The organism is Pseudoalteromonas sp. APC 3893 (assembly GCF_030408095.1).
Lineage (GTDB): Bacteria > Pseudomonadota > Gammaproteobacteria > Enterobacterales > Alteromonadaceae > Pseudoalteromonas.
Window position 1 is genome coordinate 109,029 of record NZ_JASDCD010000005.1, and the last position, 26,227, is coordinate 135,255.

The 26,227-nt window shown below is 41.5% G+C and carries 32 protein-coding genes; 22 read left to right on the forward strand and 10 right to left on the reverse strand.

Annotated features, from left to right (window positions below; translation table 11 throughout):
- Nucleotides 1-112: 112 nt before the first annotated feature.
- The gene (locus tag QMA12_RS09040; protein WP_087532564.1) at nt 113-1,180 is read left to right on the forward strand and encodes a potassium channel family protein; all 1,068 of its coding nucleotides are present in this window, start codon (nt 113-115) and stop codon (nt 1,178-1,180) included.
- Nucleotides 1,180-1,386, forward strand: coding sequence for a PLDc N-terminal domain-containing protein (locus QMA12_RS09045; protein WP_290209765.1), 207 nt, complete (start codon nt 1,180-1,182; stop codon nt 1,384-1,386). Before QMA12_RS09040 ends, QMA12_RS09045 begins: the two co-directional genes overlap by 1 nt.
- A 25-nt stretch (nt 1,387-1,411) precedes the next feature.
- Here QMA12_RS09045 and QMA12_RS09050 read toward each other — a convergent pair whose 3' ends face one another.
- Nucleotides 1,412-2,443, reverse strand: a complete 1,032-nt coding sequence (locus tag QMA12_RS09050) for a cytosolic protein (RefSeq protein ID WP_290209764.1) — start codon at nt 2,441-2,443, stop codon at nt 1,412-1,414.
- A gap of 66 nt (nt 2,444-2,509) precedes the next feature.
- Complete coding sequence (locus tag QMA12_RS09055) at nt 2,510-2,968, reverse strand: EVE domain-containing protein (protein ID WP_290209762.1); 459 nt, start codon at nt 2,966-2,968, stop codon at nt 2,510-2,512.
- A 74-nt stretch (nt 2,969-3,042) separates the two neighbouring features.
- Here QMA12_RS09055 and tesB point away from each other — a divergent pair, with 74 nt between their 5' ends.
- A complete protein-coding gene (tesB, locus tag QMA12_RS09060) occupies nt 3,043-3,900 on the forward strand; it encodes an acyl-CoA thioesterase II (RefSeq protein ID WP_087532560.1) in 858 nt (285 codons plus the stop codon).
- A 44-nt stretch (nt 3,901-3,944) separates the two neighbouring features.
- Here tesB and plsB read toward each other — a convergent pair whose 3' ends face one another.
- Nucleotides 3,945-6,386 (reverse strand): glycerol-3-phosphate 1-O-acyltransferase PlsB, encoded by a 2,442-nt coding sequence (plsB, locus tag QMA12_RS09065; RefSeq protein WP_290209760.1) that lies wholly within the window; start codon nt 6,384-6,386, stop codon nt 3,945-3,947.
- A gap of 391 nt (nt 6,387-6,777) precedes the next feature.
- Between plsB and rpsJ the strand changes: the two genes are divergently transcribed.
- The 11 genes from rpsJ to rpsQ are packed head-to-tail and all read left to right on the forward strand — an operon-like array spanning nt 6,778 to nt 11,744.
- Nucleotides 6,778-7,089, forward strand: a complete 312-nt coding sequence (rpsJ, locus tag QMA12_RS09070; RefSeq protein WP_002957900.1) for a 30S ribosomal protein S10 — start codon at nt 6,778-6,780, stop codon at nt 7,087-7,089.
- Between the two features lie 27 nt (nt 7,090-7,116).
- Nucleotides 7,117-7,752: a 50S ribosomal protein L3 gene (gene rplC / locus QMA12_RS09075; protein ID WP_058561417.1), complete on the forward strand. Its 636-nt coding sequence runs from the start codon at nt 7,117-7,119 to the stop codon at nt 7,750-7,752.
- A gap of 17 nt (nt 7,753-7,769) precedes the next feature.
- A complete protein-coding gene (rplD, locus tag QMA12_RS09080) occupies nt 7,770-8,375 on the forward strand; it encodes a 50S ribosomal protein L4 (protein ID WP_058561416.1) in 606 nt (201 codons plus the stop codon).
- Nucleotides 8,372-8,674: a 50S ribosomal protein L23 gene (gene rplW / locus QMA12_RS09085; protein ID WP_016709050.1), complete on the forward strand. Its 303-nt coding sequence runs from the start codon at nt 8,372-8,374 to the stop codon at nt 8,672-8,674. Before rplD ends, rplW begins: the two co-directional genes overlap by 4 nt.
- 17 nt (nt 8,675-8,691) lie before the next feature.
- A complete protein-coding gene (gene rplB / locus QMA12_RS09090) occupies nt 8,692-9,516 on the forward strand; it encodes a 50S ribosomal protein L2 (protein ID WP_004588688.1) in 825 nt (274 codons plus the stop codon).
- A gap of 15 nt (nt 9,517-9,531) precedes the next feature.
- On the forward strand, nt 9,532-9,810 hold the full coding sequence (gene rpsS / locus QMA12_RS09095; protein ID WP_004588689.1) for a 30S ribosomal protein S19: 279 nt from the start codon (nt 9,532-9,534) through the stop codon (nt 9,808-9,810).
- A gap of 14 nt (nt 9,811-9,824) precedes the next feature.
- Entirely contained in the window at nt 9,825-10,157 is a 333-nt protein-coding gene (gene rplV, locus QMA12_RS09100; RefSeq protein ID WP_087532558.1) for a 50S ribosomal protein L22, read from the forward strand.
- An 11-nt stretch (nt 10,158-10,168) separates the two neighbouring features.
- Nucleotides 10,169-10,870 carry a 30S ribosomal protein S3 gene (rpsC, locus tag QMA12_RS09105; protein ID WP_004588691.1) on the forward strand — a complete coding sequence of 234 codons (702 nt, stop codon included), beginning with the start codon at nt 10,169-10,171 and terminating at the stop codon, nt 10,868-10,870.
- A gap of 12 nt (nt 10,871-10,882) precedes the next feature.
- Complete coding sequence (gene rplP / locus QMA12_RS09110) at nt 10,883-11,296, forward strand: 50S ribosomal protein L16 (RefSeq protein ID WP_054206129.1); 414 nt, start codon at nt 10,883-10,885, stop codon at nt 11,294-11,296.
- A complete protein-coding gene (rpmC, locus tag QMA12_RS09115; RefSeq protein ID WP_004588692.1) occupies nt 11,296-11,487 on the forward strand; it encodes a 50S ribosomal protein L29 in 192 nt (63 codons plus the stop codon). Before rplP ends, rpmC begins: the two co-directional genes overlap by 1 nt.
- Nucleotides 11,487-11,744: a 30S ribosomal protein S17 gene (gene rpsQ / locus QMA12_RS09120; RefSeq protein WP_058561414.1), complete on the forward strand. Its 258-nt coding sequence runs from the start codon at nt 11,487-11,489 to the stop codon at nt 11,742-11,744. The genes rpmC and rpsQ overlap by 1 nt, the downstream gene beginning before the upstream one ends.
- A gap of 595 nt (nt 11,745-12,339) precedes the next feature.
- Here the strand turns inward: rpsQ and QMA12_RS09125 are convergent.
- Together QMA12_RS09125 and nfuA are read right to left on the reverse strand one after the other, a co-directional pair.
- Complete coding sequence (locus QMA12_RS09125) at nt 12,340-12,609, reverse strand: hypothetical protein (protein WP_290209750.1); 270 nt, start codon at nt 12,607-12,609, stop codon at nt 12,340-12,342.
- 12 nt (nt 12,610-12,621) lie between these two features.
- Nucleotides 12,622-13,197, reverse strand: a complete 576-nt coding sequence (nfuA, locus tag QMA12_RS09130) for a Fe-S biogenesis protein NfuA (protein WP_087532553.1) — start codon at nt 13,195-13,197, stop codon at nt 12,622-12,624.
- 145 nt (nt 13,198-13,342) lie between these two features.
- Between nfuA and QMA12_RS09135 the strand changes: the two genes are divergently transcribed.
- The gene (locus QMA12_RS09135) at nt 13,343-15,892 is read left to right on the forward strand and encodes a M14 metallopeptidase family protein (protein WP_290209746.1); all 2,550 of its coding nucleotides are present in this window, start codon (nt 13,343-13,345) and stop codon (nt 15,890-15,892) included.
- 2 nt (nt 15,893-15,894) lie between these two features.
- Here QMA12_RS09135 and QMA12_RS09140 read toward each other — a convergent pair whose 3' ends face one another.
- A complete protein-coding gene (locus QMA12_RS09140; RefSeq protein WP_290209744.1) occupies nt 15,895-16,596 on the reverse strand; it encodes a phosphoribosyltransferase family protein in 702 nt (233 codons plus the stop codon).
- A 58-nt stretch (nt 16,597-16,654) separates the two neighbouring features.
- On the opposite strand from QMA12_RS09140, the gene bioH reads away from it, so the two are divergent.
- From bioH to QMA12_RS09160, 4 genes are all read left to right on the forward strand, one after another.
- Nucleotides 16,655-17,392 carry a pimeloyl-ACP methyl ester esterase BioH gene (bioH, locus tag QMA12_RS09145; protein ID WP_290209743.1) on the forward strand — a complete coding sequence of 246 codons (738 nt, stop codon included), beginning with the start codon at nt 16,655-16,657 and terminating at the stop codon, nt 17,390-17,392.
- A gap of 101 nt (nt 17,393-17,493) precedes the next feature.
- Nucleotides 17,494-17,802: a hypothetical protein gene (locus QMA12_RS09150; protein ID WP_087532549.1), complete on the forward strand. Its 309-nt coding sequence runs from the start codon at nt 17,494-17,496 to the stop codon at nt 17,800-17,802.
- A gap of 6 nt (nt 17,803-17,808) precedes the next feature.
- Nucleotides 17,809-18,666 carry a putative metalloprotease CJM1_0395 family protein gene (locus tag QMA12_RS09155; protein ID WP_290209741.1) on the forward strand — a complete coding sequence of 286 codons (858 nt, stop codon included), beginning with the start codon at nt 17,809-17,811 and terminating at the stop codon, nt 18,664-18,666.
- A 146-nt stretch (nt 18,667-18,812) separates the two neighbouring features.
- On the forward strand, nt 18,813-19,541 hold the full coding sequence (locus tag QMA12_RS09160) for a hypothetical protein (protein ID WP_290209739.1): 729 nt from the start codon (nt 18,813-18,815) through the stop codon (nt 19,539-19,541).
- Nucleotides 19,542-19,597: 56 nt separating this feature from the next.
- Here QMA12_RS09160 and QMA12_RS09165 read toward each other — a convergent pair whose 3' ends face one another.
- From QMA12_RS09165 to greB, 4 genes are all read right to left on the reverse strand, one after another.
- Nucleotides 19,598-21,931, reverse strand: coding sequence for a Tex family protein (locus QMA12_RS09165; protein ID WP_290209737.1), 2,334 nt, complete (start codon nt 21,929-21,931; stop codon nt 19,598-19,600).
- Nucleotides 21,932-22,088: 157 nt separating this feature from the next.
- Entirely contained in the window at nt 22,089-22,670 is a 582-nt protein-coding gene (locus QMA12_RS09170; RefSeq protein WP_290209735.1) for a CBS domain-containing protein, read from the reverse strand.
- A gap of 46 nt (nt 22,671-22,716) precedes the next feature.
- On the reverse strand, nt 22,717-23,028 hold the full coding sequence (locus tag QMA12_RS09175; protein WP_290209734.1) for a hypothetical protein: 312 nt from the start codon (nt 23,026-23,028) through the stop codon (nt 22,717-22,719).
- Nucleotides 23,029-23,171: 143 nt separating this feature from the next.
- Nucleotides 23,172-23,651 carry a transcription elongation factor GreB gene (gene greB / locus QMA12_RS09180; protein ID WP_290209732.1) on the reverse strand — a complete coding sequence of 160 codons (480 nt, stop codon included), beginning with the start codon at nt 23,649-23,651 and terminating at the stop codon, nt 23,172-23,174.
- A 191-nt stretch (nt 23,652-23,842) separates the two neighbouring features.
- On the opposite strand from greB, the gene ompR reads away from it, so the two are divergent.
- From ompR to QMA12_RS09195, 3 genes are all read left to right on the forward strand, one after another.
- Nucleotides 23,843-24,562, forward strand: a complete 720-nt coding sequence (gene ompR / locus QMA12_RS09185) for a two-component system response regulator OmpR (RefSeq protein WP_087532542.1) — start codon at nt 23,843-23,845, stop codon at nt 24,560-24,562.
- Nucleotides 24,563-24,568: 6 nt separating this feature from the next.
- A complete protein-coding gene (gene envZ / locus QMA12_RS09190) occupies nt 24,569-25,867 on the forward strand; it encodes a two-component system sensor histidine kinase EnvZ (RefSeq protein WP_290209731.1) in 1,299 nt (432 codons plus the stop codon).
- 63 nt (nt 25,868-25,930) lie between these two features.
- On the forward strand, nt 25,931-26,206 hold the full coding sequence (locus QMA12_RS09195) for a hypothetical protein (RefSeq protein WP_087532540.1): 276 nt from the start codon (nt 25,931-25,933) through the stop codon (nt 26,204-26,206).
- Nucleotides 26,207-26,227 lie beyond the last annotated feature (21 nt).

Below are 26,227 nucleotides of genomic sequence, written 5' to 3' on the forward strand. Positions count from 1 at the left end.
GTTCTAGTATAAAAATGCATCCTAGAAATAATCTTCTTTACCTAAACATTGTCATCAATAACGCATTGCAGTAACTTAATGGCTAGATGAACAGGAACTATTAAGTGGTGGTATGCCTTTTATATTTAAACGAATTTTTCTATTGGTAAGAAGCCATATAGATCAAGTGAGTTGGCAAGCGGTAGCTTTAGCAACACTGCTACATATGACAGTAACTTGGCTGCTTCTATTATTAGCAGGAGAATCAGAACTTACGCCAGTTAGCACTTTTGTGTATTACTATATAGTAACGACATCAACGGTAGGTTACGGTGATTTCAGCGTTAGCACAGATTTAGGTCGCTGGATTGTTGCATTATTACAAATCCCATTTGGGTTAGCTTTATTTGGTGTTCTGTTAGGTAAAACAGGGCAAACAGTTACATATTTAATTAGGCGTGCTATGACAGGTGATAAAAGTTTTTCGCATTCTAACAACCACATTATTATTTTTGGTTGGCATCAAACGCGTACAAAAAAGATGATTGACTATATTTTGGCTGATCAAAAACGCACTGATAGACGAATCTTACTCGCAGTAACGGAGCAAATGGAGCATCCGTTTTTAACCAATGAGCATGTTGATTTTGCGCGTTTAAGTAGCTTTACTGATTGCGAGCAGCTGGAGCGGGTTGCAATAAAATACGCCGATAAGATTATTATTGATGGCCAAGATGATGACCAAACCTTTACCACTGCGTTACGTATTAGCAAGTTGGTGAAAGAGGGCTGCCATATTAGCGCGCATTTTAACGATGAGAGTAAAGTCGAAATGCTACTAGAGCATTGCCATAATGTGGAGTGTTCAAGTGCAAAATCAGCTGAGATTTTAGTGCGTTCAATGCAAGACCCAGGTTCAAGCCGAGTGCAAGAGGAGTTGTTATCAACCCTTCATGGTGATACACAATTTAGCTTGGTTATTCCTGATAATTTAGCGCAAATGGAATTTGGGAAGTTATTCCATCATTTTAAACATGATCACGATGCAATTTTGCTTGGTGTAGCGCATAACCTGAGTGCTAAAAATATGGATTTAAACCCGCCGCTTAATTACCCAGTAAACAGTGGTGATATTTTACATTATATTGCGATTAACCGGGTGTTAAATAACGAAGTTGACTGGCAAGAGTTGGCAAAATAATGGATGAGATTGCGTTTTTACTTCTGATCTTAAGCGCTTATATTTTACCTGTGGTGTTAGTGCTTAATAGTAAGCGTACGCAAGGGCATGAAAAAAACGGTTGGCTAATTGGCATCATTTTCTTTTCGTGGCTGGGACTTATTATGTACTTTGCGATTGTGCCAAAGCATGGTCATAAAAAGAAAGGCCTAAAGAAAAAGGTCTAACTTAATATGCTGATGCACTATCGCGTTATTTTAGCTGTTTAAGTTTATGATCAATTAGTGGATCTTCTGGTGCAAGCTGTTGCGCCACTTCGAGCAGCTTTATGGCATCATTCGGATGCTCATTTTGATGTGTTATTGCTACATCAATCAGTGGTTGCACATCAATTTTATCTTTTTGCTCTTGCATATGAGCCTGCTTTTCATCAATTAAAATATTGTGTGCGGTGCTAAGCAGCTCAAGGCGGTGCTTTGAGTGAGCATTCGCTTGATTAAGACATTGGTAATAATCTTCTTTTAACCGCAGAGTTTTGGTTTGTAATCTAAACTGTGCAATATCAAGTTGTTGATGGCGAATAAAATCAACAGCCACTTGTTTGTAAAAGCCAAATTTGTTCAAGTAACTTGCGTGTGTGCCATGACCCAGACCAAATACGCGTAAATGAGTGAGTTGTGGGTAGCGTTTTGCATGTAGGCGGTCGATATGATTGGTTGGGTCATAAATAATATAACCTTTGGCATGCCCTAAATCGAGGTCATGGTAATCACTATTCCAATCAAACTGTTGTGCTATATCTGTGCTTGAGCGGTCATCCCAAGGCGCAATCACTTGATTTTTGGTACTAACTGGATGAAAAAGTAAGGCTTGATCTAATTTTAGTAGTTTAGCAAAAGCACCTACAGCAAAACCACCACGACTGAGTCCATAACCTAAGCGCTGATTGAATGGTTCAAGTAGCTGTGCAAGTTGCTCCAAAAAAAAGATTAAATTGCGGCTTCTAAACCAATTACTTCTTCCAAGGTGCTGAAACGAAATAATATTTACATTTTGTTTTTTCGCCAAGTTATAGCCCCAAGGAGCAAACGCTTCATGAAGATCGTGTTCTTTATAATTAGTGCCAGCTGGAGAAAATGTAAAAAGAAGAGGTTTTTTGAGATCTGTGAAATGGTATTTTACAAAAACATCGCCAAGTAAATCACTGCCAGACATTGGTAGTTTACTTTGTTGTTCATCGCGGGGGTGAGTTAACCATTCATCAAGCCAATACAGTAGTTTCATTAATCCCCCATAAAAAATTCGGCCGAGATCATAGCAAACTCAATCAAAAAGGGTCAAATGTTGTCGTTAATTTGCCATACTAATGATCTCATCCCAATCACTCTTGGTGACAGGCATTACTGATAAACGGCCGCCTTTTTTTAGTGCGATGTCAGTTATTGCGTCATTGTCTTTAATCGCTTTAAGGCTAACTAATTTATTTAAATGCTGTTGATAAGTTACATCAACAACCACCCAGCGCGGATTATCAGTTGTTGCTTTGGCATCGTAATAATCGCTGCTTAAATCAAATTGGGTTGGATCGGGGTAGGCTTCACGAGTCACGATAGCAATGCCTACCGCACCAACCTGTTTACAGCTCGAATGATAAATCATCACTAAGTCGCCGAGCTGTACATTATCGCGTATAAAGTTACGGGCTTGGTAGTTACGTACGCCTTCCCATTGTGTTGTTTGTTGTGGCGCATTTTTTAAATCAGCAATCGAGAATGCATCAGGCTCGGTTTTAAATAGCCAATAAGCCATTGTTATCTCCCTAAGATTTACATAATTATAGTCTATAGTATTATGTGAGCCTTGTCGGGATTGAGGATATAAAAATGAGCCAAGTTTTAGATGATTTATTGTCGTTATTAGCATTGGAAGAAATTGAGCAAGGCTTGTATCGTGGGCAAAGCCAAGATTTAGGTTTTGGTGCGGTGTTTGGTGGCCAAGTTATGGGGCAAGCACTATCAGCCGCTAAAGAAACACTCCCGCAAGGGCGTATTGTACATTCTCTGCATTCTTACTTTTTACGCCCAGGCGATGCAGCAAAACCCATTGTTTATGATGTTGAAACTATTCGTGATGGAAAAAGTTTTAGTACACGCCGAGTTAAAGCAATCCAATATGGCAAACCTATTTTTTATATGACGGCTTCGTTCCAAGGGCTTGAAGAAGGGTTATCGCACCAAGCAACTATGCCTGATGTACCGCAACCTGAAGAACTTAAATCTTCGCTGGAGTTTTACCAAACAAATGCCAGTCATATTCCAGAGGTGATCCGAAATAAGTTTATTCGAGAAGTGCCGATAGACATGCGCCCAGTAACCTTTCACAATCCGTTTAAACCTGAGGTGATGGAGCCGGTTAAGCATATTTGGTTTAAAGCCAATGGTGATATGCCAGATGATCAACGCATTCATAACTACTTATTAGCGTATGCGTCAGACTTTGAATTTTTACCTACCGCCTTGCAGCCGCATGGAGTGTCGTTTATGCAACCAAATATGCAGGTTGCAACGATTGATCATGCAATGTGGTTTCATCGTCCATTTAGACTTGATGACTGGATTTTATATACTATCGATAGCCCAAGTGCGAGCTCGGGGCGAGGTTTAGTACGCGGGCAGTTTTTTGACCGTCAAGGCAACTTAGTTGCCTCAACGATTCAAGAAGGTGTCATGCGCCAGCGTTAATATGCTAAGTGTGAGGTTAGATATAACAAACTACCTAACCTCGCTTAGTCGTTACTTTGGCTTTGCACTATATCGGTTATTGATTGCCAAATACGAGCCGGTAATAATGCTTTAAGGTGCATGTAGAGTTCACATAATTCATTACTACCTTGCAAACCAGTATCAGATTCGCTGATCAACCCTTGCTCTCTTAAGTTGCTAATAAAGCCTACCAGCACTTTTTTATCGAAAAACTCAGGGCTCTTAATGCCATGTAAGGTACCAAGGCGCTGCGCTAATACTTGGCTTTCGCGCTCTAGCTCCTCGCGATCAATGCCCGAGCTAGTTTGTATAAAGCCAATAGCAATTGCATACCGCTGTAAAGTTAAGCTAAGTGCACGGCCAAGCATTTCGAGTTTTGCTAGGCAGTCATTACTGTTGGTGATTTTTATATTATCTCCATCAATTTCAATCAGCTCTTGATCAACAAAACTTGCCAAAATACGGGTGATGTAGTTTTCGTCTAATTCATGTAAAAACCATTCTTTAGCAAATAATGGGTAAAACTTGCTGATCAGATTTTGGCATTCACTAAGCGTGGTTTTGTGGCTTTTGAATATATGTAAGGCGAGTAAGCTGGGTACTGCAAATACATGCAAAATATTATTGCGGTAGTAATTGAATAAGGTTTTTTCTTTATCATTAATGGCGATAATTTCGCCAAACTCATCACTGATCACATCAAACTTATTAAGTTTTAAGGCGTGACTTAATAGCTCATGAGCACTTTCATCAGGCGTGCTTACTTTTTCACTATAACGGGCGCTGCGTTGTAGATGCAGGTAAAAATCAAGCTGGGCCAAAAGCTTAGATTTACTCAGTGCTTGTTTATCATTCACCAGTAAAATCATCGCTAGTAGATTAACCGCATTGAGTGCTGCAGCACTATTGATGTTAACCATGACCTTGTCGGCAAGGTTTGCTACTTGTGGACCAAGCCATTGCGGTTTTTGCACATCGGTTGGATGAATAGACTCTCGCCAATCTGGCTGGTACTCATTTAAATACTGGTTAATTGAGATAGGATCGCCAAAGTTTAGGTTGCCGCGTCCATAGTTTTTTAAATTTTTAATCGCTTTGAAAATACCGAATATTGATTCGCTTTTCTTATCATTACCAGCAAGCTCTTTTAAGTAAGTATTGATTTCCATGACGTGCTCATAGCCAATATACACAGGTACAATAGAGATTGGACGGTCTATTCCGCGCATCATAGCTTGCAGTGTCATTGCCAGCATGCCGGTTTTTGGTGGCAATAAGCGCCCAGTTCGACTACGGCCGCCTTCAGTATAAAACTTAACTGAGTAACCTTTAATAAATAGCTGGCTTAAGTATTCTTTAAACACCGCAGAGTAAAGCTTATTGCCTGCAAAAGAGCGGCGAATGAAAAACGCACCACTGCGGCGGAATATGCCTCCGGCCGGGAAAAAGTTAAGGTTAATACCTGCTGCTATATGCGGGGGGACTAAGCCGAGGTGATAAATAGAGTAGGTAAGCAGTAAATAATCCATATGGCTGCGATGACACGGCATGTAAATTATTTCATGGCCTTTATTCGTTAGATCATGCAGTTGCTCGGTGTATTTAATATCAATACCGTTATAAAGTTTATTCCACAGCCAAGTAAGTACGCGCTCTGCAACCCGAATAGTTGCATCACTATAATTAGCTGCAATTTCGTCAAGTAGCTTTAAGGCGTTTTGCCTTGCTTGGTCATGGCTAATATTCTTTTCTTTTGCTTCTGTTTGAATGGCTTTTTTTATGGTCGGCGAAGCCAATAATGAACTAAATAATTGTTCGCGAGAGGGCATCTTTGGCCCTGTAGCTGCGAGTTTTTGTCGACGAAAGTGAACACGAGCCACACGCAGTAGTTTATGAGGTAGTTCATCGACATCCGCTTTCTCATTAACCAGTAATGACAAATCTAACGGTTGGCTAAAGCGAACAAAGTTATCGCGACCAGAAAACAGCAACACAAAAAACTTACGAAACCAACTTGGTGTTAAAGAGTGCGACACTAGCGTGCCTAACCCTGGCTTTTCTTTTCCTGGATTACGGCCCCACAAAATGGTGACAGGAATAACTTGTACATTCTTTTCATCGCTGTCGATGAGCTGATCAATAATATGCTTACCTTTTTGTAAAGCGTCTGTTGGTTTTGCTGTATCACCAAATAAAGGTGGCGGATTTTGTAGGCCTATAAAACGGTCAAGCTCTGCACTGCCTAATAATTGTTGTTCGGTAGGGTCTGGTAACCCGTACTTTTTACATACGCGAGCAAGTGCTGCTAAATCAGACCGTGCATTAAGTTTAACTATATAAAAGGTAGGGTATGCCGGGTTAAGGCCGTATTGTTCAATAGGGTTCTCAGGAAGAACCTTGCTTTTAACAAGCAAACGATTCATCAGCATAGAGAAAAAGTTTAAACAATAATTAAAAATACGCATCAACTCACCAAAGTTAGAGGGTAAAAAGCAAAATAAGCGCAGATAATACCAAGTAATAACTGGACTGACCATTAAGATAGTATTTATACGTTATTAATTATAGCGGATACTACTTTGAGTTTGTTGTATTTTTAATGAACAATTTAATGTCTGACAAGGATTATTGAAATAGTTGTTGCATTTATCACCAATATCACTATAATACGCAGGCTTTCAAAATTCCCTCGGGAACTTGGAAGGAACATTAAGCTTGGATTTCAAGCTAATAAAACAGGAGTTCCGATTTGGAACTCAACGTAGATATAAATCAACAACCGGCATCTTAATTATTAAGATTGTTTCGGTCGTTTTTTTATGCTCTTTTAAATGCTCTTTATATTGAGGTTTAAGAATGTCAAATCAACGCATTCGTATTCGCCTAAAAGCTTTTGACCACCGTTTGATTGACCAATCAACGGCGGAAATCGTGGAAACTGCGAAACGCACTGGCGCACAAGTACGTGGTCCAATTCCACTACCTACACGCTTTGAACGTTTTACTGTACTTACTTCACCGCACGTTAATAAAGACGCGCGTGATCAGTACGAGATCCGCACCCATAAACGTCTGATCGACATCGTAGAACCAACTGACAAGACTGTTGACGCTCTTATGCGTTTAGATCTTGCTGCTGGTGTTGATGTTCAAATCAGCCTGGGTTAATCGGAAGATTAGAGAGGTTTTAGGAAAATGGCATTAGGTCTAGTCGGTCGTAAAGTGGGTATGACACGTATCTTCACTGAAGATGGTGTATCTATCCCTGTGACAGTTATTGAAGCGACACCTAACCGCATTGCTCAGATAAAATCTGAAGCAACAGACGGTTATAACTCACTTCAAGTAACCGCAGGCACTAAAAAAGCAAGCCGTGTAAACAAAGCAGCAGCGGGTCATTTCGCTAAAGCTGGTGTTGAAGCGGGTCGCGGTCTGTGGGAATTCCGCCTAAATGGTGGTGAAGGCGATTTTGAAGTAGGCGCTGAGCTTACTGTTGAATTATTCAACGAAATCAACAAAGTTGACGTAACCGGTACTTCTAAAGGTAAAGGTTTCCAAGGTGGTGTTAAGCGCTGGAATTTCAGCATGCAAGACGCTACACATGGTAACTCTCTATCTCACCGTGCTCCTGGTTCAATCGGTCAAAACCAATCACCTGGTAAGGTGTTTAAAGGTAAGAAAATGGCCGGTCAAATGGGTAATGAGCAAGTAACAACTCAGAACCTAGAACTAGTTCGCGTTGACGCTGAGCGTAATTTGCTTTTAGTTAAAGGTGCAGTACCTGGCGCTATCGGCGGTGACGTTATCGTTAAACCAGCTGTTAAAGCATAAGTCCTGGAGATTTAGTGATGGAATTAGCAATTAAAGACGCTTCTGGCGCTCTTGAAGTTTCTGAAGCTACTTTTGGACGTGAGTTTAACGAAGCATTAGTACACCAAGTAGTTGTTGCATACGCAGCAGGTGCTCGTCAAGGTACTCGTGCTCAGAAGACACGTTCTGAAGTAAGCGGTGGTGGTAAAAAACCATGGGCTCAAAAAGGTACTGGCCGTGCACGTGCTGGTACAATCCGTAGTCCAATTTGGCGTTCAGGTGGCGTTAGCTTCGCAGCTAAACCACAAGACCACAGCCAAAAAGTAAACCGTAAAATGTACCGCGGTGCGATCAAAAGCATCTTATCTGAATTAGTTCGTCAAGAGCGTTTAATCGTTGTTGAAAGTTTTGGTCTTGAAGCACCAAAAACTAAAGAACTAGTTTCTAAGCTTAAAGAACTTGAGCTTAAAGATGTTCTTATCGTGACTGAAGAAGTAGATGAGAATCTATTCTTATCGGCACGTAACCTGTACAAGGTTGACACGCGCGATGTAGCTGGTATCGATCCTGTAAGCTTAATCGCTTTCGACAAGGTACTTATTACAGCTGCTGCTGTTAAGCAACTTGAGGAGACGCTAGCATGATCCGTGAAGAACGTCTTTTAAAAGTGATCCTTGCTCCACATATCTCTGAAAAGAGCACAATTGCTGCTGAAGAAAACAACACGATTGTTTTCAAAGTAACAAATGACGCAACTAAAGCTGAGATCAAATCAGCTGTTGAGAAGCTTTTTGAAGTGGAAGTAACTGGTGTTCGCACACTAAACGTTAAGGGTAAAACAAAACGTACTGGCATGCGTTTCGGTCGTCGTAGCGACTGGAAGAAAGCTTACGTTACTCTTAAAGAAGGTAGCGAGCTAGACTTTGTCGGCGGCGCCGAGTAATAAGGGGAGTTAGAATTATGGCACTTCAAAAGTGTAAACCAACTTCTGCGGGTCGTCGTCACCTAGTTAAAGTGGTTAACCCAGATTTACATAAGGGTAAACCTTACGCACCACTATTAGAGAAAAACTCTAAATCAGGTGGTCGTAATAACAATGGTCGTATTACGGTTCGTCATATCGGTGGTGGTCATAAGCATCATTACCGTTTAATCGATTTTAAACGTACTAAAGATGGCATTCCAGCCACTGTTGAGCGTTTGGAATATGATCCAAACCGTAGCGCAAACATCGCTCTTGTATTATATGCAGACGGTGAGCGTCGTTACATTATCGCACCTAAAGGCTTAAAAGCTGGCGATGCAATCCAGTCTGGTGTTGATGCACCAATCAAACCTGGTAATGCATTACCTATGCGTAATATGCCTGTAGGTTCGACTGTTCACAACGTAGAATTAAAACCAGGTAAAGGTGCTCAAATCGCACGTTCTGCTGGTGCATACGTTCAAATCCTTGCGCGTGATGGTCAATACGTAACATTACGTCTTCGTTCTGGCGAAGTACGTAAAGTACAATCTGATTGTCGTGCAACGCTAGGTGAAGTAGGCAATGCTGAGCATATGCTTCGTTCACTTGGTAAAGCAGGTGCAAATCGCTGGCGTGGTATTCGTCCGACAGTTCGTGGTGTTGCCATGAACCCGGTTGATCACCCACACGGTGGTGGTGAAGGTCGTACATCTGGTGGTCGTCATCCTGTGTCTCCATGGGGTAAGCCTACTAAAGGTGCTAAGACGCGTAAGAACAAGCGTACGGATAAATTTATAGTACGTCGTCGTACTAAGTAATATTGAGGAATAGCCATGCCACGCTCTCTCAAGAAGGGTCCTTTTATAGACCTACACTTGCTGAAGAAGGTAGAGAAAGCTTTGGAAAGCGGTGAAAAGAAGCCAATTAAAACTTGGAGCCGTCGTTCAATGATCATACCTAACATGATCGGATTGACCATTGCTGTCCATAATGGTCGCCAGCATGTACCAGTTTTCGTTTCTGACGAAATGATCGGTCACAAACTAGGTGAATTTGCACCAACTCGCACTTACCGTGGCCATGCTGCGGATAAGAAAGCGAAGAAACGCTAAGAGGGGAATGATAAATGCAAGCATTAGCTAAACATAAATTCGCCTCTGGTTCGGCGCAAAAAGCTCGTCTAGTTGCAGATCAGATCCGCGGACTACCTGTCGATCGCGCTCTAGAAATCCTGGCGTACAGCCCGAAAAAAGCGGCTGTATTAGTTAAAAAAGTACTTGAGTCTGCTATTGCTAACGCAGAGCATAACGAAGGTGCTGACATTGATGAGCTTCGCGTAAGCACGATTTTTGTGGACGATGGTCCTACAATGAAGCGTATTATGCCACGTGCTAAAGGACGCGCAGACCGCATCCTTAAGCGTACAAGCCACATCACTGTTGTGGTTTCAGATAGCTAGGAGTATAAGTAATGGGACAAAAAGTTCATCCTACTGGTATTCGCCTAGGTATATCTAAACCTTGGGTTTCTACCTGGTACGCGAGTTCTAAAGATTTCTCTGATCAGCTTTTTGGCGATCACAAAGTACGTACTTTCCTTACAAAGGAATTAAAAGCGGCTTCTGTGTCTAAAATCGTTATTGAGCGTCCAGCAAAATCGATCCGCGTAACAATCCATACGGCTCGTCCGGGTGTTGTTATCGGTAAAAAAGGCGAAGACGTTGAAAAGCTACGTCAAGCGGTAACTAAGATCGCAGGTGTACCTGCTCAGATTAATATTTCTGAAGTACGTAAACCAGAATTAGATGCACAACTAGTAGCAGACGGCATTGCCTCTCAACTAGAGCGTCGTGTTATGTTCCGTCGCGCTATGAAGCGTTCGGTACAAAATGCAATGCGTATCGGTTCTAAAGGGATCAAAGTTGAAGTTAGCGGTCGTCTTGGCGGCGCAGAAATCGCACGTTCAGAATGGTATCGTGAAGGTCGTGTACCTCTACATACTCTTCGTGCTGATATCGACTACGCAACTTCTGAAGCCTTAACCACTTATGGTATCATTGGTGTTAAAGTTTGGATTTTCAAAGGCGAAGTTATTGGTGGTTTACCACTAGTACAAGAGCAAGAGAAGCCAGCTAAACGCGCACCAAAGAAAGCCAAAAAAAGTGCTAAGTAGAGGTAGCGAGTAATGTTACAGCCAAAACGTACAAAATTCCGTAAAACGCACAAAGGCCGCAACCGTGGTCTTGCGCAAAACGGTAACAAAGTAAGCTTCGGTACTTTCGGTTTGAAAGCTACTGGTCGTGGCCGCATGACTGCTCGTCAAATCGAAGCAGCTCGTCGAGCTATGACACGTCACGTCAAGCGTCAAGGTAAAATCTGGATCCGTGTATTCCCAGACAAGCCAATTACAAACAAACCGCTTGAAGTTCGTATGGGTAAAGGTAAAGGTTCTGTTGAATATTGGGTTGCTGAAATTCAGCCTGGTAAAGTACTTTACGAAATGGAAGGTGTTTCTGAAGAGCTTGCTCGTGAAGCGTTCAACCTTGCTGCACGTAAATTACCATTCAAAACAACTTTCGTAACTCGGACGGTGATGTAATGAAAGCTAGCGAACTAAAAGACAAAAGCGTAGAAGAGCTTAATGCTGAACTTCTAGGACTTCTTCGTGAGCAGTTTAACCTGCGCATGCAAGCAAGTACTGGTCAGTTAGCTCAAACTCACACGCTAAGAACAGTACGTCGCGATATCGCGCGTGTAAAAACAATTATTAACCAGAAGGCAGGTCAATAATGAGCGATAAAATCCGTACTCTTCAAGGCCGTGTAATCAGCGACAAGATGGAAAAATCTTTCACTGTTGCTATCGCACGTTACGTGAAGCACCCAATCTATGGGAAATTCATCAAACGTACGACTAAGTTACACGTACATGACGAAAGCAATACAGCTCAGGCTGGTGACGTAGTTACTATCCGCGAGTGTGCTCCTATTTCTAAGAATAAATCTTGGACTTTAGTAGACGTTGTTGAGCGTCCAAAGAAAGCTTAATTTTTAATTAAGTTTACTTTACTAAAAAGCCCTGGCATTAGCCGGGGCTTTTTGTTTTTGGGGCTGTAAGCGGTAAGCTTTCAGCCATCAGTTGGTCGCAGTGAATTTGAGCCCCGTAGCTTGGGTTGAGTATTGCGAAACCCGAGGAGAAAAGAACGCCAAGAATACGTAAGAGTAGTATATAGCATGAAAAAAGAGCACCATGAATACTCAGAGATATAAAAAATCACACCACAAAATGCACCTCAATAAATTTTCAGCTTAAAAATCCCTTTACCTCAATCTAACTTTAGCTTTTATGATGTGTTTTTTGTCGAATTAACAACATTATGTGCCCAGTTCAAAATTACCTTTTAAGCCTTAGGCTAACAGAATATAAGCCATCTTTTTTACAAGTTGTGAAACTCGTTCAAGCAGTGCAACAGTCAATGGCTGACAATTGTGAGTTTGCGCAAGCGGCATTAGCTTGGGTTGAAAGAAACAATCGCAACTGCATGATCACAAATGAATATGCACTGGTTACATTGCTGCTGAAAAAGCTGTATTTACAATTTTAGAACTGATTTAGAAGACAATGAAAGTTTGAAAAGTAAGACTACTTCCAAAGATCCGGGTCATCTTGTTCTGGCGTGGTTTTATTTAAAACTTGTGAGAAGCGGTTGGCAAAAATACCTAAATAACCCCAAGCTGCAAGACTAAGTGCCACAACGAGAATAACTAAACCGATAACTTGCAGACTATAGTGGCTGTAATAACCAACTGCTATAAATACCACGGCCAGCACAAACAGTGCTAGGCCGTGTAAAAAGCGCTTTAAGCTTAGTTTAGGGTTAGAGCCTAAGCGGTATATAAGCGGCTTTATCATGACTGCGTACTATTAATAGTAAGAGTGATCGCCAGCTTGGTGATCAGTAATATCTGCAACCCCTGAAATTTCATCAAACTTAGCAATCATCTCTTTTTCAATGCCTTCTTTTAGCGTGACATCGATCATAGAGCAACCATTACAACCACCACCAAACTGAAGTACAGCAATGCCTTCGGCTGTTACTTCAACGAGGCTTACTTGGCCACCATGGTTAGCCAGCTGCGGGTTTACTTCGGTTTCTAACATATGCTGAATGCGTTCGTTAAGACTGGCATCATCACCAATCTTACGGGCTTTAGCATTAGGTGCTTTAAGTGTTAACTGGGTGCCCATTTTATCAGTAACAAAATCAATTTCTGCTTCTTCTAAAAATGGTGCACTTTCAACGTCAACTACGGCATCAAAACCATTAAAAGGAAGGCGAATATCGCTTTCTTCTACTGCATCTTCAGGGCAGTAAGAAACACCACATTCCGCTTGTGATGTGCCAGGGTTAACAACAAATACACGGATATTTGTTTTTTCAGCTTGGTCAGCTAATAATTTTGCAAAATGTGATTGTGCGGTTTCGGAAATAGAAATCATAAAACAACTATACTTGACTAAATTACTCGGATACTGAGTATCATACTCCGCTCATCGCGTTGTCGCCAGTGTTGAGCGTAAAAAGTTGGCATCTAATTTAAGCAATGTTAGCGTGCAAACATTGATCATTTTATGAGTGTTTTATATGCGTTTGATAATAACAATCTTTACACTATTTTTGAGCTTTTCGAGTTTAGCTCAGCCACTGTCGTATTATTTTGAAGACGACGTAAAATTTAACCCAGCAATCCCTACTCCAGAGGAAGTATTAGGGTATGAAGTGGGCGAGTGGCATGTGCGTCACGACCAGCTAGTTCGTTATATGGAAATATTGGCAGAAAAAAGCGATCGTATAAACTTTGAAGTGATTGGGCGTACACATGAACAGCGCCCGCTTGTGATGCTAACAATTACTGCCGCTGATAAGTTAGCGAATGTTGAGCAAACACGTCAAGCTCACTTAGCGCGTCTGGCAGATAAAAACGCTAAAAAAGCAGACCAACCAGCAGTTGTATGGATGGGTTATAGTGTTCATGGTAATGAATCATCAGGCAGTAACACAGCGCTGTTAGTTGCCTACTACTTAGCTGCGGCGCAAGGAAGAGAAGTTGAAACGTTATTAAACAATACCGTCATCTTACTTGATCCATCATTGAATCCGGATGGTCTAGCGCGTTTTGCTAATTGGGCCAATAGTAACCGTGGTATGAGCTTATCATCTGACCCACAAACTCGTGAGCATGTTGAAAGTTGGCCAAGTAGCCGCACAAACCATTATTGGTTTGATTTAAACCGTGACTGGTTGTTGTTACAGCACCCGGAATCGCGTGCTCGTATTGCTAAATTCCACCATTGGAAGCCTAATGTTTTAACTGACTTCCACGAGATGGGGCCAAATAGCACTTATTTTTTCCAACCGGGTATTCCAACACGTAAGCACCCTATAACTCCTGATGAAAACGTCAGTCTGACTAAAGCAATTGCTAACTACCATGCAAAAACCTTAGATGAAAACAATGCATTGTATTTCACTGAAGAAAGTTTTGATGATTTCTATTATGGTAAAGGCTCTACCTATCCAGACGTAAATGGTGGCGTGGGTATCTTATTTGAGCAAGCAAGCTCGCGTGGTCATGTGCAAGAAACCCAAAATGGCACTTTAACTTTCCCTTTCACAATTAAAAACCAGCTCTTGACCAGCATGTCTACGTTTCAAGCTGCAATAGACAATCGCCAAGCCTTACTTGATTATCAGGCAAAATTTTATAACCAAGCAGTGGAGCTTGCAAACGAAGAAGATTTTAAAGGTTATGTGGTACAAGCAGGTAACGATCCGGCTCGTTTAGGGTTATTTTTAGATTTACTAAAACAGCATCAAATAGAGGCTTACCCATTAAACAAAGAACTAAAAGCTGACGGCAAGCGTTTTTCTGAGGGCAGCTACTTTGTGCCATTAGCGCAACCACAATTTCGTTTGGTAAAAGCGGTGTTTAGTGAGCAAAAACGCTTTGTAGATAATACTTTTTACGACGTATCAGGCTGGACGCTAGCGCATGCTTTTAACCTTGAGTTTGCCTCAGTAAAAAGTGGTTGGGGACTTGATGTTAGCGATAAGCCATGGCAACGAACTGAAAAGCCTGGCTTTACAGCGTTATCAAATCAGTATGCATTTGGTTTTAAATGGGATAATTATTTAGCACCAAAAATGCTGAATAAACTGCTTAGCCAAGGCGTTAAAGCACGAGTTGCGCTGAGTCCGCTCTCGGCCAAATCAGTAGCAAAGAGTGTCGATTTTGCAGCTGGTAGCATTATCGTTCCTGCGGGTATTCAAGAACAAGAGAATTGGGTTGAATTATTAAACGCAGCACAAAGCGAATTTGGCATTGAAATAACACCAATTACTTCGGGTTTAACTGCAAAAGGTGCCGATTTAGGCTCGCGCTCACTCGCGGTTGTTAAAGCACCCAAAGTGCTATTGGTTGGTGGACAAGGTACTAGCCAATACGAAGTGGGTGAAGTGTGGTATTACCTTGACCGCTTTGTCGGTGTTGCGCCTACAATTGTTGAAATGCAGCGCTTAGGGCGATTAGAGCTTAGTGACTACAGTCATATCGTACTGACACATGGTAACTACAACAGCTTGAGTGATGCTGATAAAATTGCTATTAAAACATGGGTCCGCAAAGGCGGGGTTATTTGGGGACATAAAGGTGGCGCTAAGTTTTTAGTTGACCAACAACTATTAAAAACAGGTTATTTATCACGCCAAGATGTAGCAAGTGCTTTTAATACTGGTGGCTTAAACTATGGTGATAAAGACCACCTAGCAGGTAGACAACGTATTGCTGGGGCAATTTTTAATACGAGTGTTGACTTAACGCACCCACTTACTTATTCGTTAGAGCGCAATACACTACCCGTGTTTAAAAACAGCACTTGGTTATTAGAGACTTCATCAGCCCCATTTGTGAATGTACTGCAATATACCCAAAAGCCGTTATTAGCAGGATTTACAGATGATGTGAACGTCGAACAAGTAGCGGGCGCTGCAGGGCTAGTTGCTCACTCTTATGGACGCGGTAATGTAATTGGGATGACAGACAATCCTGTATTTAGAGGTTACTGGTACGGTACTAGTCGTTTGTTAAGTAATGCGTTATTTTTTGGTCATACTTTTAGAGCAAATAGCGAATAAAATTATCGTCCTAACGGCGTTAAACAGGTAACAAAAGCCCATACCTGTTCAGCGCCAGCTTCTTTTAAAGCTACTGTTGCAGCATTGAGTGTTGCACCAGTAGTCATTACATCATCAACAATAGCAACTGTTCTTCCACTTAAGTCCTCATGACATACAAATGCTCCTTGCACGTTTTTAACTCTTTTAGCTTTGCTAAGAGTTGACTGTGCTTTGGTTTTTTTATCTCTTTTTAAGCAACTTAAGGTTAGAGTATTTGCAGGTATGCATGCGCCCCAAGTTTGGGCTACCTGGTTGTAGCCACGTTGTAAAAATCGCTCGTTGTGCAAAGGCAAAATAATGAACAGTTCAGGCCATTGTTCACAACATGCTTTGCTGCTTTCTAGTTGTTGCTTTATAACCTGTTGCAGCGCTTTTTTATAAAAAATTTGATTGCTAAATTTAAGTTGGCTAAGCCAGTGATCAAAAGGCGCTCTATACCAGGCACATGCAATGAGGTGGTCAAATTGGCAATCTGGGAAAAACTCAGCAATATCGGGACGATAAAGCAAGTTAGCTTGTGCTGTTAAATCCAATAAAGGTAAATCGTTGAGGCAACAGTCACAAATACCTTGGCTTGCTTTTATTGGGGTTTGACATTGCGTGCAAAATGATGGGAAAAACCAATCAAAAACCGCACTGGTACGTTTACTTAAGCTAGTCATTGCATTCATTCCCTTAAACGCTATTATTAGCGCTAAGTTTGGATGAGGGTTGGTAAAAATGCAAAATGAGTTAGTGCTGTTACATGGCTGGGGTATGAATCAAGGCGTGTGGCAGGTGATTTTACCTGAATTAGAGTTCCTACATAGCGGTACTGTAAAGTGTTTAGACCTGCCTGGTTATGGCAATACCCAGCAATGTCCTCAACCTTATAATTTGCATGATGCTGCAAAGCAGCTAAGTAAACAATTACAGCCTCAATCAACTCTAATGGGTTGGTCGTTGGGTGGTTTATTTGCACTGTATATTGCTAAGCATTGGCCAGAAAAAGTCGCTAAAGTTATCCTGGTGGCATCAACCCCATTTTTTGCTGAACAAGCTGATTGGCCGGGTATAAAACCCGATGTGCTTAATGCATTTAAAGAGCAATTAGTCACACACCGCGAGAAAACAATAGAACGCTTTTTAGCAATCCAAGCGATGGGCAGCACAAGTGCACGGGATGATATTAAGCAATTAAAACAATTATTAAATGAGTTTCCCGCGCCTAAAAACGAGGCACTGACAGCAGGGCTTGAGATTTTACAGCAACAAGATTTACGTGACCTTCTAGCTACATGTAACGTGCCAATATTCGGTGTATTTGGTCGCCTAGATGCTCTAGTCCCTTATCGAGCGATTAATAAAATAAAAGCGTTAAATGATACATTTGAATACGAGGTTATTGATAAATCATCTCACGCACCCTTTATCTCTCATAAAGAAGAGTTCTTATCTGCTATTAAATCAATGCTTTAAAATGTAGCAGTCTGAAGCCAGTAAATATAAGGGGTTTATACTTTATTTTGTTTGTTTTATGAGCGATAATTAAAGTAATTTAATATTGGTGGAGGTGTAATATGCCGATCGGATCTGTATTTAACAATGGAGTAGAAGGGTTTAACCGTGCTAGCCAAGGTATTGAAAAGGCAAGCGCGGAGATAAATCGTGCCAGTATTGATCAGCAAGATGATGCGCAACTCGCACAGCAACGTCAATTACAAGCTGCCCGCCCTGAAGAGGCCGTGACTGCGCCAGTATCACAACCTGCTCGAATCGATGAGGCTTTGGTCAACTTAAAAGTTGAAGAGTTTAACGCTAAAGCGAATACGCAATCTATCCAAACAGCTGACGAAGTACTAGGTACTTTAATTGATGTGCGAGTTTAATTAAGCATGAATATCGTCACGCCATTTCCAAATGTAAATATAAACACCGCAAATGTTTATACGGAAACTGCTCGGCGTGACAACCAGCTACGTGAAGTAATCCCCCCTCCTGCGGCCACAAAACCAAGCAATGCTGAAAATAAAGCGCTTGGTGATAATGACAAGGCCAAACAACCAGCTACACATGAAAGCGTTACTTACGATTCTAAAGGTAAAGTTGCTGACGAAACAGTTGTTCAAGAGCGTGAGCAGGGGGAGCAAAACCCTGAGCAACAAAGTGAAGAGCAACAAAAAGAAGCTAAAAAAGAGCAACAGACAGCCGAGCAAGAAGAGTTAGATGCAGCACAAATAACAGAGCTAAAAGCACGGGACACTGAAGTACGCGTTCACGAGCAAGCTCATGCATCTGTAGGTGGTCAGTACGCAGGCTCCCCTAGCTACGAATACCAGCGCGGGCCTGATGGGCAAAACTATGCGGTGGGTGGCGAGGTTCAAATAGATGTTGCCGAAATAGAAGGGGACCCACAAGCTACAATTGAAAAAATGCAAACCGTACGTGCTGCTGCGCTTGCTCCAGCTGAACCCTCTGGTGCAGATAGAGCTATCGCAGCAGATGCCACACAAAAACTTGCAGCAGCGCAAGCAGAGTTAACGGCACCTGAAAGTGACGATGAAAGCGCAAAAGGCAGCGGCGCAACTTTTAAAGTAAATAATGACAATGAGCAAGCCTCATCTATTCCAAATTCTGAAACTGCTACAGCTAAGCGTGACGCCGATGTTGACGCACGAGCAGGGCGTATAGCTCAATTCTACCAAGCCGCTACATCTCCTTATGGACAAGCAGGGTTTTCGGCCACCATTTAGTTTAAGCCGTAAATTTCTATTGCCTATTAAATAAGACTCTCAATTAAAATAATTTCACGTTTGTTTACACTATACTGCTTTTTATGTTGTTAAGAACATTTCTAATTGTTACTTTTCCTGCGATTTTTATTAAGGAAGACAATTAAATGAAATATGCAGTATTAGCAGGGGCTTTATCACTTTTCTCAATCACCGCCGCAGCAAATGAAACATCACTTTTAAGCTATGATTATGTTGAAGCGGGCTACGCTAAAATGGACGTAGATGATATTGATGAGCTTAGCTTTGATGGTTATGTTGTAAAGCTTAGCAAGCAAGTGAGTGATAATTGGTACCTAACAGGTTTATACGCCAGTACATCAGATGATCTTTTTGAGAGCGAATCGATGGATTATCGCGATCTTTATCAAAATGGTGATTATGTTGGCACTTCAACCTTGTATACAGAATCAGGTTTAGACATTGAAATTACTCGCTTAGAGCTTGGTCTAGGGTATATCCAGCAGTTATCAGCAGTGACCAATTTAGATTACAGCATTAAGTTGGGCAGACTGAAGTTCGAATCGGACAATACTTATTTATTTGAAGAAAGGTTTAACGGGGCAGTATTTGATTCATATTCTGATGGTGATTCAGAGTCAAACAGTGCGGATATTCTGTCTGCTAATGTAAAATTAAGACACTTATTAACCGAACAATTCGAAATAAATGCAGGTATTGGTTACGAGCGCTTGCACGATGACGAAAGCGAAAATAACCTAGTACTTCAAGCGGGCTTTAACTTTGCTCTGACTGAAAAAGCAATTTTAGGTGCATCTTATCGTTATGTTGATGAGTATGCTGACATCGCGGCGACTTTACGTTATTACTTCTAGTTTTTAATTGTGAACAACAACGCCACAAACGAGTTTGTGGCGTTGTTGTTTACGCGTTATTTTTTCACTTTTGCATTGGCGAAGGCGTCTGCAAAGGCATTACCCATCATAGCATTACCGGTGTCGCGTTTTGGCTTAGCAGCACGAGGCTGGTGATTATTGCCACGAGCATTATTTTGCGGTTTTTGCTTAGCTGCAGGTGCCGGCTTATTACTAGTGTCAATGTCATCGTCTAAGCGCATGGTAAAGCTAATACGTTTTCGCGCAGCATCTACTTCAACGACTTTTACTTTAACAATATCACCAGCCTTAACAACTTCGCGTGGATCAGAAATAAACTTGTTCGTGATCGCTGAAATATGCACTAGGCCATCTTGATGTACACCAACATCAACAAAGGCACCAAAGTTTGCAACGTTCGACACTACACCTTCTAAAATCATACCGGGTTTTAAGTCAGAGATTTTTTCAACTCCGGCTTTAAATTCAGCTGTTTTAAACTCAGGGCGCGGGTCGCGACCCGGCTTGTCAAGCTCGCTAATAATATCGGTTACAGTCGGTAGACCAAACTTGTCATCAATGTAGTCGTTTGCAGCAAGCTTATTTAATAACTCTGAATTACCGATAAGGCTGTTTACGTCTAAGCTATTTTGCTCACAAATACGCTTCACAACAGGGTAGGCTTCAGGGTGAACAGATGAGTTATCGAGCGGATCTTTACCGTTACTTATTTTCAAGAAACCAGCCGCTTGTTCAAACGCTTTTGGCCCTAGGCGTTCTACTTTTTTAAGCTCTGAGCGTTTAGCAAAAGAGCCATTAGCATCGCGATAGTTAACAATGTTTTGCGCTAAGGTTTTATTTAACCCTGATACACGGGTTAACAGCGGTACTGAGGCCATATTTAAATCAACGCCAACGGTGTTTACACAATCTTCAACAACGGCAGTTAGGGTTTGGCCCAACTGACTTTGCGACACATCGTGTTGATATTGACCTACACCAATTGATTTAGGCTCAATTTTAACCAGCTCTGCAAGTGGGTCTTGTAGGCGACGGGCAATAGACACAGCTCCACGTAGTGATACGTCTAAGTCCGGAAATTCATTGGCGGCAAATTCAGAGGCTGAATAAACCGATGCCCCTGCCTCGCTGACCATGATTTTATTGAGTTTAAGCTCAGTGTTTGCTTTGATGAGTTCAGCGACTAGTTTATCTGACTCACGCGATGCGGTGCCGTTACCAATGGCAATGAGTTCAACTTTATGTTGACGGCATAGCTGCTCAAGGGTGCGTAATGATTTATCCCAATGATTTTGTGGCGCATGTGGGAATATTGTTTGTGTTGCTAATAACTTACCTGTGCTATCAACTACGGCAATTTTACAGCCGGTACGCAGGCCTGGATCAAGCCCAAGTGTGGTACGTGCGCCAGCAGGTGCGGCCATTAATAAATCTTTTAAGTTTTTAGCAAATACATCGATAGCACCGGTTTCGGCCTTTTCGCGCATGGCGGCTAAAAATTCGTTTTCTAAGTGTAGGCCAAGTTTTATTTTCCACGCCCATTGTACCACGGTCATTAACCATGCACTGGCAGCTTGGTTTTTTATATCAAGGCGGTAATGATCGGCAATCATAATGGCGCAAACAATAGATGGATCTTCAGCGTTTGGCTCAGGGTTAATACTTAATTGTAAAATACCTTCATTGCGAGCACGTAGCATAGCTAATGCACGGTGAGACGGTATTTTTTTCAGTGGTTCTTGATGTTCAAAGTAATCACGATACTTTGCACCCGCTTGTTCTTGGCCTTTTATAATGCTAGCTTCTATTTGACCATGTTGGCTGATATGACTGCGGAATTTAGCTAATAATTTAGCGTCTTCGGCAAAGCGTTCCATCAGAATAAACTTAGCCCCATCAAGCACCGCTTTATTATCGGCAAAGCCAGCATCACTGTTTATAAACTGGCTAGCTTGCTGCTCAGGGTCAAGGGTTGGGTCTTTAAACAGCGCATCAGCTAGTGGCTCGATGCCTGCCTCAATCGCTATTTGCCCTTTGGTACGACGTTTTGCTTTATAAGGAAGATATAAGTCTTCAAGCTCTGTTTTGCTCGCTGCATTATTTATATCTGCTTCAAGCGCTGTGGTGAGTTTATCTTGCGCTTTTATCGTGGCTAAAATAAATGTTCTACGTTCTTCTAATTCACGTAAGTAAGATAAGCGCTGCTCTAATAAGCGTAATTGGGTGTCATCTAAACCACCGGTAACTTCTTTACGGTAGCGAGCAATAAAGGGAACAGTCGCCCCTTCATCAAGTAATTTAGTTGCAGCAACAACTTGTTGCTGTTGAGCATTTAGCTCAGTGGCTAAACGTGCAGAGAGTGTGCTCATGCATAAACCTTTTCAAACGAAAAATAAAGCCAGTATTACTTTACTGGCACAGTAAGACTAACTGAATAATATCACAGTACTAAGCAATGGAAAGGCCTTAAAAGCTGAGCTTTTAAGGCCTTGTTAAAATCACTGACACAACGCGGGAAAAGAGGTATTAATGTGGGTGCTCAACATGCTCCAATACTTCACTAAACGTGTGTGCAATTGGGCTAATATGTAGTGGAATTTGCAATGTTTTAGTAATTTCACGTGCTGATAATAAACCGCATATTTCGTTATCAGCGGTCGTGACTAACAAAAACATCGTGCCATGATGCTCCATGGTTTGTAAGGCATCACCAATACAGGCATAGCTTAAGCTTTGCATACTGACGCCAGTTAATTGCGTTAGCGGAGTCATTACATGGCGTAAACTAATATCAGCACGGTTTACATTTAAACGTTGTGCTAACACCATGATTTTTGAACTTTGCAAATCTGCACTTGATACAATACCAATAAGCTTTTCGCTATCGTCAATTACTAAAATGAAGTCAGTATGCTGGCTGCTGGTTTTTTGTAGAGCCTCTATGATACTGATGTCGTAATGAGCGCGCAGTGGATCTTTTTCGGTAAAGTTATTTACCATTTTTAAAGCCGGAGAAGTTAGATCAATTAGCGGCTGAGTGTCACTATACACATGAGATAACACGCCTTTTGATACATCTTGAGTACGTAATTCTTTAAAATTAGCCATAGTAGTCACCATTTTTATTAAATTTAATATTTTTTAAAGCAATCAATTAAATAAAGTAAGCAGGTGGCCCTCGTACCGAAGCACGATTAAAAAGTGAAGCTAATTGTGGTATCACATAATGTGAAATTGTGGCTTCAGGGAGTGGTTGAAGCGCCCCAAAGTAAAGTGTGTTGGCATGAGTATCTATGTCAACATCAAGGCTAGCTTGGTCGGGAATATCACAAGCAATATAATGGGCGGTTGGGGTAGAAAGCTCAGTTGAATAATCAAAGTCATGGGCAAATACGGTCAAACTCACACTCATTAAGAGTGTAAATAACACGGCATTATTAACTATGCGATGCATTAAGTTTGACATAAAACGACCTTCCAATTACCACCTCAAGTGCAAAATGCTTTACTTGAGTAACACTATTTATAGTCTACTAATACACTTTAGACAATCAATAATTAACCTTATCTGAATTATTCTAGCTTAAAGTTCGCTAAGTACTTGCTTGTTTACTTTGCTTCTGGGTACTCAATACTATTGACGTACCATTCTTTTTTCCCTTGTGGGGTTGTGACATAAAATTCGTCATCTACTTGCTTTTTAAGTAGTGCTCGCGCCATTGGAGAGTCAATCGAGATATAATCTTTACGATCATAGATTTCATCGGGGCCGACAATTCTAAACTTGAGTACTTCGCCTTGTTCGTTTTCGACTTCTACCCATGCCCCAAAAAATACTTTACCTGCTTGTTGCGGTGAATAATCAATGATTTGTAAATCAGGCATGCGCTTACGTAAATAACGTACGCGGCGGTCTATTTGTCTAAGTAGTCGTTTATTGTACTGATAATCAGCATTCTCAGAGCGATCTCCTAAACTGGCTGCCCAACTAACAATTTTAGTAACTTCGGGGCGCTTAACATTCCAAAGGTGGTCGTGCTCTTGTTGTAGTTGTAAATACCCTTCGCGGGTAATTAGATTCGTTTTCACTGTTGTTGTTTACTCTGTTGTTGAATGCAGTGGCAAGGTATAAAAAACCACTTATCTTGTCGAGTAGATTTTACGCCAGTTAGCATGTTTGAAATGTTGTGTAACAATCTAATTAATCAATTCATTTTTTATTAGCCTAGTTTTCATTTATATTAACTATTAACAAGTCAAAAACAACAAGAATGAATGTTATGGGACACGAAACCACAAAAGTATTAGTCGTCGATGATGATATGCGATTACGCAGCTTATTGGAGCGTTACTTGGTTGAGCAAGGGTTTATTGTACGCAGCGCTGCAAACTCTGAACAAATGGATCGGTTATTAGAGCGTGAAAACTTTCATTTAATGGTGCTCGACTTAATGCTGCCAGGTGAAGATGGCTTATCTATTTGCCAGCGCTTACGCCAAAAAGAAAACGAAATCCCCATTGTTATGCTGACCGCTAAAGGTGATGAAGTTGACCGCATCATTGGCTTAGAGCTCGGTGCAGATGATTATATCCCTAAACCATTTAATCCCAGAGAATTACTGGCGCGTATTAAAGCTATTTTACGCCGCCGCTCTAAAGAAGTACCAGGTGCGCCCGCTGCAGAAGAAAACGAGATCACATTCGGCGAGTTTTCGTTGAATCTTGCTACGCGAGAAATGACCCAAGGTGATAAAACCATGTCATTGACCAGTGGGGAATTTGCGGTATTAAAGTCGTTAGTGACTCACCCTCGTGAACCGCTTAGTCGCGATAAGTTAATGAATTTAGCTCGTGGCCGTGATTACAGTGCCCTAGAGCGTAGCATCGACGTACAAGTTTCGCGTCTGCGTCGTATGATTGAGGATGATGCTGCCAACCCTCGTTATATACAGACAGTGTGGGGCCTTGGTTATGTATTTGTTCCTGACGGTGAAAAATAACCGTTTATGAGTATGTTTCCCAAAAGTGCATTTGGCCAAACAGTGTTTTTGGTGGCAGCATTATTGCTGATCAACCAAGTTGTTTCATACATCACTGTTAGCCTTTACGTGGTAAAGCCCACCATTGAGCAAGTAAATCTCATTCTCGCGAAACAAGTGAAAACAGTGTTTATTGATTGGGAAGATGGTGTAGAAATTAGCGATGAAGTATCTGCTAAGTTTTTCGAAATTACCGGTATTGAAGTAATGACCCAACGCCAAGCTATGTCTCATGGGCTTGGCCAAACACGTGAATATCCTATGTTATCGCGCAGTATGTCGGAGCAATTAAATGGTTCTGCCCGTGTGCGTATTAGCCAAATAGGCCCGTTGATTTACTGGGTTGAAGCCCCACAAGCGCCGGGTTTTTGGGTAAAAGTACCCCTCACAGGATTTAAAGATAACAATTTAGAGTTTCTAACCTTCTATTTGTCGAGTATCGGCTTTTTAAGCGTGCTAGGTGGTTGGCTGTTTGCCCGGCATTTGAATCGGCCATTAAAAGCATTACAGCAAGCGGCTGTTAAAGTTGGGGTAGGGGATTTCTCTACCAAACTGGAAGAGCATGGTTCCACTGAAGTCATAGAGGTAACACGAGCATTCAATCAAATGTCTCGTGGTATTGCTGCACTTGAAAATGACCGACGGTTACTGATGGCTGGTGTGTCACACGATTTACGCACACCACTTACACGTATTCGCCTTGCGACCGAAATGATGTCGGCAGAAGAAGAATATCTTCGCGAAGGCATTATTTACGATATCGAAGACATGAACGCCATTATCGACCAATTTATTGAATATTTACGCCACCATAAACGTGAAGAGCTAGCACTCGAAGATTTAAATGCGATTGTCTCTGAAGTGGTGCATTCTGAACAAAAGTATCAACGTAATATTCGCTTTATTGAAAATCCAAACCTCGATAGCGTACCTTTAAGTATGGTGGCAATTAAGCGCGTAGTAACCAATATGATTGAGAATGCCATTCGTTATTCTGACGGCGATATAGAGGTTGAAACCGCGTTAAGCCCAGATAAAAAGTATGCCATTGTAATGGTTAATGATAAGGGCCCGGGTATTCCAGAAAGTGAGCTGGAAACAGTGTTTGAGCCCTTTAAACAAGGTGATGCAGCCCGAGGCAGTGAAGGCAGTGGGCTTGGTTTAGCTATTATTAAACGAATTATTGATATGCACGACGGAAAAGTAAAATTAGTAAACCGCCCTGAGGGAGGGCTTAGCGCACAGGTTTTTCTCCCTTTGAAATAAGAGATTTCAACTTATGTTTAGTAGCCTGAGATAATCGGGTATTTGTATAGGAGTTATAAACAAATGGAAGATGATAAAATTAATAAGTTAAAGCGGCTAATAGATAAAGGTAAGTGGCATTATATCTTTGTATATGGTGTGCTAGGTTGGGGAGTTTCGACAGCTGTTTTATTTTCGCTACTACAAGGTTTTTTCGGTTACGTAGGTTTTTTTGGTGTATTACCGCTCTCACTTATTTTATTCCCAATTGGAGGTTTATTTTGGGGACTTTATATGTGGTCTTACTTAGGTAAGCAATATGCCAAGGCTGTTAATGAGCGTAGCGCAGTATCATCTTAAGTTGCCTGTAGCGATAGATTA

Coding starts and splice junctions, on each gene's coding strand:
- QMA12_RS09040 (WP_087532564.1), top strand. CDS start 113: ATGCCTTTTATATTTAAACGAATTTTTCTATTGGTAAGAAGCCATATA.
- QMA12_RS09045 (WP_290209765.1), top strand. CDS start 1,180: ATGGATGAGATTGCGTTTTTACTTCTGATCTTAAGCGCTTATATTTTA.
- QMA12_RS09050 (WP_290209764.1), bottom strand. CDS start 2,443: ATGAAACTACTGTATTGGCTTGATGAATGGTTAACTCACCCCCGCGAT.
- QMA12_RS09055 (WP_290209762.1), bottom strand. CDS start 2,968: ATGGCTTATTGGCTATTTAAAACCGAGCCTGATGCATTCTCGATTGCT.
- tesB (WP_087532560.1), top strand. CDS start 3,043: ATGAGCCAAGTTTTAGATGATTTATTGTCGTTATTAGCATTGGAAGAA.
- plsB (WP_290209760.1), bottom strand. CDS start 6,386: ATGCGTATTTTTAATTATTGTTTAAACTTTTTCTCTATGCTGATGAAT.
- rpsJ (WP_002957900.1), top strand. CDS start 6,778: ATGTCAAATCAACGCATTCGTATTCGCCTAAAAGCTTTTGACCACCGT.
- rplC (WP_058561417.1), top strand. CDS start 7,117: ATGGCATTAGGTCTAGTCGGTCGTAAAGTGGGTATGACACGTATCTTC.
- rplD (WP_058561416.1), top strand. CDS start 7,770: ATGGAATTAGCAATTAAAGACGCTTCTGGCGCTCTTGAAGTTTCTGAA.
- rplW (WP_016709050.1), top strand. CDS start 8,372: ATGATCCGTGAAGAACGTCTTTTAAAAGTGATCCTTGCTCCACATATC.
- rplB (WP_004588688.1), top strand. CDS start 8,692: ATGGCACTTCAAAAGTGTAAACCAACTTCTGCGGGTCGTCGTCACCTA.
- rpsS (WP_004588689.1), top strand. CDS start 9,532: ATGCCACGCTCTCTCAAGAAGGGTCCTTTTATAGACCTACACTTGCTG.
- rplV (WP_087532558.1), top strand. CDS start 9,825: ATGCAAGCATTAGCTAAACATAAATTCGCCTCTGGTTCGGCGCAAAAA.
- rpsC (WP_004588691.1), top strand. CDS start 10,169: ATGGGACAAAAAGTTCATCCTACTGGTATTCGCCTAGGTATATCTAAA.
- rplP (WP_054206129.1), top strand. CDS start 10,883: ATGTTACAGCCAAAACGTACAAAATTCCGTAAAACGCACAAAGGCCGC.
- rpmC (WP_004588692.1), top strand. CDS start 11,296: ATGAAAGCTAGCGAACTAAAAGACAAAAGCGTAGAAGAGCTTAATGCT.
- rpsQ (WP_058561414.1), top strand. CDS start 11,487: ATGAGCGATAAAATCCGTACTCTTCAAGGCCGTGTAATCAGCGACAAG.
- QMA12_RS09125 (WP_290209750.1), bottom strand. CDS start 12,609: ATGATAAAGCCGCTTATATACCGCTTAGGCTCTAACCCTAAACTAAGC.
- nfuA (WP_087532553.1), bottom strand. CDS start 13,197: ATGATTTCTATTTCCGAAACCGCACAATCACATTTTGCAAAATTATTA.
- QMA12_RS09135 (WP_290209746.1), top strand. CDS start 13,343: ATGCGTTTGATAATAACAATCTTTACACTATTTTTGAGCTTTTCGAGT.
- QMA12_RS09140 (WP_290209744.1), bottom strand. CDS start 16,596: ATGACTAGCTTAAGTAAACGTACCAGTGCGGTTTTTGATTGGTTTTTC.
- bioH (WP_290209743.1), top strand. CDS start 16,655: ATGCAAAATGAGTTAGTGCTGTTACATGGCTGGGGTATGAATCAAGGC.
- QMA12_RS09150 (WP_087532549.1), top strand. CDS start 17,494: ATGCCGATCGGATCTGTATTTAACAATGGAGTAGAAGGGTTTAACCGT.
- QMA12_RS09155 (WP_290209741.1), top strand. CDS start 17,809: ATGAATATCGTCACGCCATTTCCAAATGTAAATATAAACACCGCAAAT.
- QMA12_RS09160 (WP_290209739.1), top strand. CDS start 18,813: ATGAAATATGCAGTATTAGCAGGGGCTTTATCACTTTTCTCAATCACC.
- QMA12_RS09165 (WP_290209737.1), bottom strand. CDS start 21,931: ATGAGCACACTCTCTGCACGTTTAGCCACTGAGCTAAATGCTCAACAG.
- QMA12_RS09170 (WP_290209735.1), bottom strand. CDS start 22,670: ATGGCTAATTTTAAAGAATTACGTACTCAAGATGTATCAAAAGGCGTG.
- QMA12_RS09175 (WP_290209734.1), bottom strand. CDS start 23,028: ATGTCAAACTTAATGCATCGCATAGTTAATAATGCCGTGTTATTTACA.
- ompR (WP_087532542.1), top strand. CDS start 23,843: ATGGGACACGAAACCACAAAAGTATTAGTCGTCGATGATGATATGCGA.
- envZ (WP_290209731.1), top strand. CDS start 24,569: ATGAGTATGTTTCCCAAAAGTGCATTTGGCCAAACAGTGTTTTTGGTG.
- QMA12_RS09195 (WP_087532540.1), top strand. CDS start 25,931: ATGGAAGATGATAAAATTAATAAGTTAAAGCGGCTAATAGATAAAGGT.